6 protein-coding genes are annotated in these 6,602 nt (G+C 70.0%); 4 read left to right on the forward strand and 2 right to left on the reverse strand.

Going from position 1 to position 6,602, the window contains the following annotated elements:
• The first annotated feature begins 10 nt into the window (after positions 1 to 10).
• Positions 11 to 1,549, forward strand: a complete 1,539-nt coding sequence (locus ABZ208_RS18580; RefSeq protein WP_356910532.1) for a ricin-type beta-trefoil lectin domain protein — start codon at positions 11 to 13, stop codon at positions 1,547 to 1,549.
• Positions 1,550 to 1,618: 69 nt separating this feature from the next.
• Here ABZ208_RS18580 and ABZ208_RS18585 read toward each other — a convergent pair whose 3' ends face one another.
• Positions 1,619 to 3,307, reverse strand: a complete 1,689-nt coding sequence (locus ABZ208_RS18585) for a fumarate hydratase (RefSeq protein WP_356910533.1) — start codon at positions 3,305 to 3,307, stop codon at positions 1,619 to 1,621.
• A gap of 191 nt (positions 3,308 to 3,498) precedes the next feature.
• On the opposite strand from ABZ208_RS18585, the gene ABZ208_RS18590 reads away from it, so the two are divergent.
• Together ABZ208_RS18590 and ABZ208_RS18595 are read left to right on the forward strand one after the other, a co-directional pair.
• On the forward strand, positions 3,499 to 4,161 hold the full coding sequence (locus ABZ208_RS18590) for a DUF1707 domain-containing protein (RefSeq protein ID WP_328396966.1): 663 nt from the start codon (positions 3,499 to 3,501) through the stop codon (positions 4,159 to 4,161).
• 154 nt (positions 4,162 to 4,315) lie between these two features.
• Complete coding sequence (locus tag ABZ208_RS18595) at positions 4,316 to 4,669, forward strand: WhiB family transcriptional regulator (RefSeq protein ID WP_328396964.1); 354 nt, start codon at positions 4,316 to 4,318, stop codon at positions 4,667 to 4,669.
• Between the two features lie 120 nt (positions 4,670 to 4,789).
• On the opposite strand, the gene glpX is transcribed toward ABZ208_RS18595, so the two are convergent.
• Positions 4,790 to 5,821 (reverse strand): class II fructose-bisphosphatase, encoded by a 1,032-nt coding sequence (gene glpX, locus ABZ208_RS18600; protein ID WP_328396962.1) that lies wholly within the window; start codon positions 5,819 to 5,821, stop codon positions 4,790 to 4,792.
• A 133-nt stretch (positions 5,822 to 5,954) separates the two neighbouring features.
• Here glpX and ABZ208_RS18605 point away from each other — a divergent pair, with 133 nt between their 5' ends.
• Positions 5,955 to 6,551 carry a DUF4245 domain-containing protein gene (locus tag ABZ208_RS18605; protein WP_356910542.1) on the forward strand — a complete coding sequence of 199 codons (597 nt, stop codon included), beginning with the start codon at positions 5,955 to 5,957 and terminating at the stop codon, positions 6,549 to 6,551.
• Positions 6,552 to 6,602 lie beyond the last annotated feature (51 nt).

Below are 6,602 nucleotides of genomic sequence, written 5' to 3' on the forward strand. Positions count from 1 at the left end.
GGGAGGCGCAATGAAGGGCACCGGACACAGACTTCGAAGACTGGGCGCCACGGTCGCGGCCGCCGCGTTACTCGCCACCGTCCTCGGCGGGGCGGCGTCCGCCGCCCCTGCCGTGGCCGAGAACGCCACCGCCCCCACGAACAGCGCATCCGTCCCCCTGCCGGCCGAGCTGGAGGCCCTCCGGGCCGCCGAGGCCACCACGCTCTACGGCAGCCCCGCCGAACGCCCGTTCTCCCAGCGGAAGACCGGCCTGATCTCGCTCGGCGACAGCGAGATCTCCGGCGAGGGCGTCGGCACCTACGAGCCGGGCACCAACGGCCCCGACAACTGGTGTCACCGCTCGCCCGACGCCGCCATCCACCGCACCGGCATCGCCGCCGACATCACCTACAACGTCGCCTGCTCCGGCGCGGACACCGGAAACATCAGGATCGGCGGCCACAAGCAGCACGCCGACGAACTCGTGCAGAGCGACAGCCTCGCCATCAAGGCCCGCAACACCCGTATCAAGATGGTGCTGTTGGTGGCCGGCGCCAACGACGACCTGCAGTTCGGCCCGGTGATGACCGACTGCGTGGTGCGCTATCTGACCATCCAGGGGCCGTGCGCCCCGAAATATGCGCCCGGCTGGCAGGCGCGCGTGGACGGCCTGGCCCCCAAGGTCGAGCAGACGGTCCGCGACCTGCGCACCGTGATGCGAGAGGCCGGCTACGCCGACGGTGACTACAAGCTGGTCGTCATGGGCTACCCGAGCCCCATCGGCCCCGATTTCCGCGACAACCCGCACTTCCCCGGCAAGCTGTTCTGCGGCGGGACGGGCTACGACTCCGACACCGTGTGGGGCCGCAACACCGCCGTCCCCGCCTTCGAACGCGGCATGCGCGCCGTGGCCCGGAACACCGGCGCGGTCTACCTCGACAACTCCCGCCTCTTCCACGGCCACGAGGTCTGCATGGAGGACACCTGGGCGCGCGGGCTCTACGTGGACATCACCAACCCCTTCCCGCCGGACTCCAATTCGGTCCGCCAGTCCTTCCACCCCAACATCCGGGGCCACGCCGCCTTCGCGTCGTGCCTGACCCAGATCTACAACTCGGGCCTGAGTGAAGCGAGTTGCGCCGATGTGGCGTCCGGCGGCAAGCCGCAGCTCTTCCCGCTGGCCTGGGACGACGCGTACCGGCCGCTGAAGAACCAGGCCACGGGCAGCTGTGTCGACGTCGACGCTGCGGTGAGCCGCAACGGCACCGCTGTCCTCGGCTGGGACTGCCACGGCGGCCGCAACCAGGGCTGGTGGTACGACTCCGCCCGCAGGTCACTGCACACGGAGCTGACCCAGGACCGCTGTCTGGACGTGTCCGGCGGCACGTACCGGGCGGGCGCGGGCCTGATCGTGTGGAACTGCCACGGCGGCGCGAACCAGCAGTTCGTCCGCACGGGGGACACGATCCGCCCGGCGGCGGACGGGTCCCTCTGCCTGACGCTGGCGTCGGCGAAGGAAGCGGTGCGTCTGCAGGCGTGCACGGGCGCGGCGAACCAGCGCTTCGTGTAGGCACGCGGGGCGTACCGGGTCCGGGGCGCCGCCCCGGACCCGGTACGCCCGTCGGGCGTTGTCCTCGCTTTACGCGAGCCCGGGACCCCGCACCGGAATCGAGGTGAACGTCGGCGCCGGGGCCGGCTCGGTGAAGAAGTCGTTCCCCTTGTCGTCGACGACGATGAACGCGGGGAAGTCCTCGACCTCGATCTTCCAGACCGCCTCCATGCCGAGCTCCTCGTACTCGACGACCTCGACCTTCTTGATGCAGTCCTGCGCGAGGCGCGCCGCCGGGCCGCCGATCGAGCCCAGGTAGAAGCCGCCGTGCGCGCCGCAGGCGTCGGTGACCTGCTTCGAGCGGTTGCCCTTGGCGAGCATGATCTTGGAGCCGCCCGCCGCCTGGAACTGCTCGACGTAACTGTCCATGCGGCCGGCCGTGGTCGGACCGAAGGAGCCGGAGGCGTAGCCCTCGGGGGTCTTGGCCGGGCCGGCGTAGTAGACCGGGTGGTCCTTCAGGTACTGCGGCATCTCCTCGCCGGCGTCCAGCCGCTCCTTGATCTTGGCGTGCGCGATGTCGCGTGCCACGACCAGCGGACCGGTCAGCGAAAGGCGGGTCTTGACGGGGTACTTGCTGAGCTCGGCGAGCATGTCGTCCATCGGCTGGTTCAGGTCGATCTCGACGACGCCGGGCCGGTCGGCGGCCTCGGACTCCAGGTGCTCGTCCGTGGTCTCCGGCAGGAAGCGCGCCGGGTCGGTCTCCAGCTGCTCCAGGAAGACGCCCTCGGCGGTGATCTTGGCGACGGCCTGGCGGTCGGCCGAGCAGGAGACTGCGATCGCGACGGGGAGCGAGGCCCCGTGCCGCGGCAGACGCACCACGCGCACGTCGTGGCAGAAGTACTTGCCGCCGAACTGGGCGCCGATGCCGATCCTCTGGGTGAGCTCGAAGACCTTCTTCTCCAGCTCCTCGTCGCGGAAGCCGTGCCCGAGCTCCGAGCCCTCGGAGGGCAGCTCGTCCAGGTAGTGCGCGGAGGCGTACTTCGCGGTCTTGAGCGCGAACTCGGCGCTCGTGCCGCCGACGACGATCGCCAGGTGGTACGGCGGGCAGGCGGCCGTACCCAGCGAACGGATCTTCTCCTCCAGGAACTTCATCATGCTCGCCTCGTTGAGCACGGCCTTCGTCTCCTGGTAGAGGAAGGACTTGTTGGCGGAGCCGCCGCCCTTGGCCATGAAGAGGAACTTGTAGGCGCCGCCGTCCGTGGCGTACAGCTCGATCTGCGCGGGCAGGTTCGAGCCGGTGTTCTTCTCCTCCCACATGGTCAGCGGGGCCATCTGGGAGTACCGCAGGTTGAGCTTGGTGTACGCGTCGTAGACGCCGCGGCTCAGGGCCTCCTCGTCGCGGCCCTGGGTGAGCACGTTCTGGCCGCGCTTGCCCATCACGATGGCCGTGCCGGTGTCCTGGCACATCGGGAGCACGCCGGCCGCCGCGATGTTGGCGTTCTTCAGCAGGTCGAGGGCGACGAACTTGTCGTTCGAGGACGCCTCGGGGTCGTCGATGATGCGCCGCAGCTGGGCGAGGTGCGCGGGGCGGAGGTAGTGCTGGATGTCGTGGATCGCCTCGGCGGCGAGCCGGCGCAGCGCCTCGGGGTCGACCTTGAGGAAGGTGCGTCCGTCGGCCTCGAAGGTCGAGACACCTTCGGCCGTCACCAGCCGGTACGGGGTGGTGTCCTCTCCCAGCGGGAGCAGATCCGTATACGCGAACTCCGGCATTTCGCCCATTCCTCACTTCACAGACGCGGCTGCCTCCATTGGCAGCGCCATCCAATGTAGAGCGCACGGGGGGTCCCGCTCCTGTGAGGTAAGGCTCACTTGCCGGCACCTGCGTCCGCCCGGGGGCCGCGCCGCCGCGCGCCGCGCCCGTCCGGATGGGCCACTAGTCGCGATCTATCGCGTTTCGCTACCCTGGCTCCGTGGACCTCGACAAGCAGCCCCAGAAGCCGGTCGTCCCCGCGGACACCACCGGCGCCATCCGCGCGTCCGACGCCGATCGTGACCGGATCGCGGACATCCTCCGGGAAGCCATGGCCGAGGGCAGGCTGGACGCCGACGAGCACGCCGAGCGGATCGACGCCGCCTACCGGGCCAAGACCGTGGGGGAGCTCGAGCCGCTGGTGCAGGACCTGCCTGCCGCGACCAGGCGCGCGGCCGCACGGGTCGCGGGCGCCGACGACTCCGAGCTGCCCGCCGGCCCCGCCGAGAACCTGATCGCCGTCTTCTCCAGCTCCACCCGCAAGGGCCGCTGGCGCGTAGGCCGCAGGACCAACACCTTCGCCCTCTTCGGCAACATCGAGATCGACCTCACCGAGGCGCTGTTCGGACAGCGGCTCACGGTGATCAACGCGACGGCCATTTTCGGCAATGTCGAGGTGCGCGTCCCGGAGAACATCTCCCTGCGCGGCAGCGGCACCGGGATCGTCGGAAACTTCGAGGTCCACACGCTGGAGGCGGCGGATCCGGAGGCGCCCGTCGTGGTCGTCAACGGGTACACGGTTTTCGGCAATGTCGAGGCCAAGCCCAAGCGGGGCCGCCGTATCTCCGATCTCCACGACCGCCTGCGCAAACACCTCCACTGACGCGGCCGGGCCTCGGAACGCTTTTGCGCCGCGGGGCGCCCGTGCGCGATTCCGGGCCTCGGAACTGCGTGCCACTCAGTGCATAGGCGCGCGTACAGCGGGTAGGGACAGGTGCATCGTCTCTCGCTCGCGAAGCCGTCGTCAGGAGTAGACCGTGCTGCAACTGCCGCATCAGTCCCTGCAGGTAGCCGCCGTTCCGACCCAGCGCAGTCCGGCTCGGGAGGATCAGGACGGGCCCTGGCACGCGGAGGCGGTGTGCCGCCGGGACGAAGCCGGGCTGTTCTTCGCCCCGTCCAAGGAGCCGACGGCCGAGCGGCTGTCCCGCGAGGAGGCGGCGAAGCGGGTCTGCGCCCGCTGCCCCGTGATGGTCGAGTGCCGCGAACACGCGCTGCTCCAGCCCGAGCCCTACGGCGTGTGGGGCGGGCTCACGGCGGCCGAGCGCCGTGTGGTGCTGGCGCGGCGCCGCAGGCGCGAGATCGAGCTGAAGAAGCCCGCGTCGGCGGCCTGACCGGCCCGGCGACAGGCTTCGCCCGAGGTTTCGCAGGACGTCGCAGGACACAGGAAGGCGCCCCCGCCGCACACGGGGGCGCCTCTTGCTTCTGTGGCTCGGTCCGCCCAGGTGCTGGGGCTACTTCGCGCGGTCGAAGTCGATCGCGCTGTACGCCCGCAGCTTCGACAGCCTGTGCGTCGAGTCGATCTTGCGGATCGTGCCGGACTTGGAGCGCATCACCAGGGAGGACGTGGTGGCGGTCTCCGCGCGGTAGTGCACGCCGCGCAGCAGCTCGCCGTCGGTGATGCCGGTGGCGACGAAGAACACGTTGTCCCCGCTGACCAGGTCGTTCGTGTGGAGCACCCGGTCCAGGTCGTGCCCGGCGTCGAGCGCGCGCTGCCGCTCGGCGTCGTCCTTCGGCCAGAGCTTGCCCTGGATCGTGCCGCCGAGACACTTGATCGCGCAGGCGGAGATGATGCCCTCCGGCGTGCCGCCGATGCCCATCAGCATGTCGACGCCGGTGCCCTCGCGGACGGCCATGATCGAACCGGCGACGTCTCCGTCCGAGATGAACTTGATCCGGGCGCCCGTCTCGCGGATCTCCTTGACCATTCCCTCATGGCGGGGGCGGTCCAGGATGACGACCGTGATGTCCTCGGGATTGGCGTTCTTCGCCTTGGCGACACGGCGGATGTTCACCGAGACCGGGGCGTTGATGTCGACGAAGTCGGCGGCCTCGGGGCCGGTGACCAGCTTCTCCATGTAGAAGACCGCTGACGGGTCGAACATGGTGCCGCGGTCGGCCGCGGCCAGCACGGCGATGGCGTTCGGCATGCCCTTCGCGTTGAGCGTGGTGCCGTCGATCGGGTCCACGGCGATGTCGACCTCGGCGCCGGTGCCGTCGCCGACCCGCTCGCCGTTGAACAACATCGGGGCTTCGTCCTTCTCGCCCTCGCCGATGACGACGACGCCGTTCATCGAGACGGTCGAGACGAGGGTCCTCATGGCTCTGACAGCCGCTCCGTCGGCGCCGATCTTGTCGCCGCGCCCGACCCAGCGGCCGGCAGCCATGGCGGCGGCCTCGGTGACCCGGACGAGCTCCAGGGCGAGATTGCGGTCGGGGGCCTCGGGCGAGACCTCGAGCTGGGGCGGCAAGTTGTGCTCGGTCATCGGAGCGCACCTTTCTGTACGACGACGGCCGGATGAGAGGGTGATGCGACTCTATCGGTACATCGACATATTGAGCAGAGGGGCCCACGTTTGAGCACGCCACCCTAATGCGACCATTGTGGGCGTGGCAGGTATGCGAGGCAGACAGACGGTGCGGGACATGGTGCTGTCGATGGCGGTGATCGGCGTCGTCGTCGCAGGGATCTACACCTTGATTCCGCACGACGAGAAGGCGGACCCGATCAAGGCGATCGACTACCGCGTGGAGCTCCTGACCGCGCAGCGCGCGGCACCGTACGGGGTGGCCGCCCCGCAGGGGCTGGCCGGGGGATGGAAGCCGACCTCCGTCTCGTACGACCGGTCCGAGGGGCACGCATGGCATCTGGGCTTCCTCGACCCGGACGGCGAGTACGTGGCGGTCGAGCAGTCGACGTCGGCGTCCGGCAAGTACGTCCGTAAGGTCAGCCAGCAGGCGAAGGAGACCGGGAAGACCCGGCAGGTGGCCGGCGAGACCTGGCAACTGTGGGAAGGCCCGAAGTACGACGCCCTGGTCCTGAAGGCCGAGGGGGCGACGACGGTCGTCACCGGTACCGCGGGACCGGACCGCCTCGCGCAGATGGCCGCGGCACTGGAGTCCGGGAAGCCGGCCGGTCCGGACGGGAAGCCGTCCGCGTCGCCCTCGAAGCAGCCGGGCACGCGGCCGACTCCTTCGCCGACCGCCACGCCGTGAACGGCGGAGGCCGCCGCACCCGGACCGGGTAGAGCGGAAGAGCGACGGGTA

Origin of the sequence: Streptomyces sp. NPDC006208, from assembly GCF_040613775.1 — a bacterium.
GTDB lineage: Bacteria > Actinomycetota > Actinomycetes > Streptomycetales > Streptomycetaceae > Streptomyces.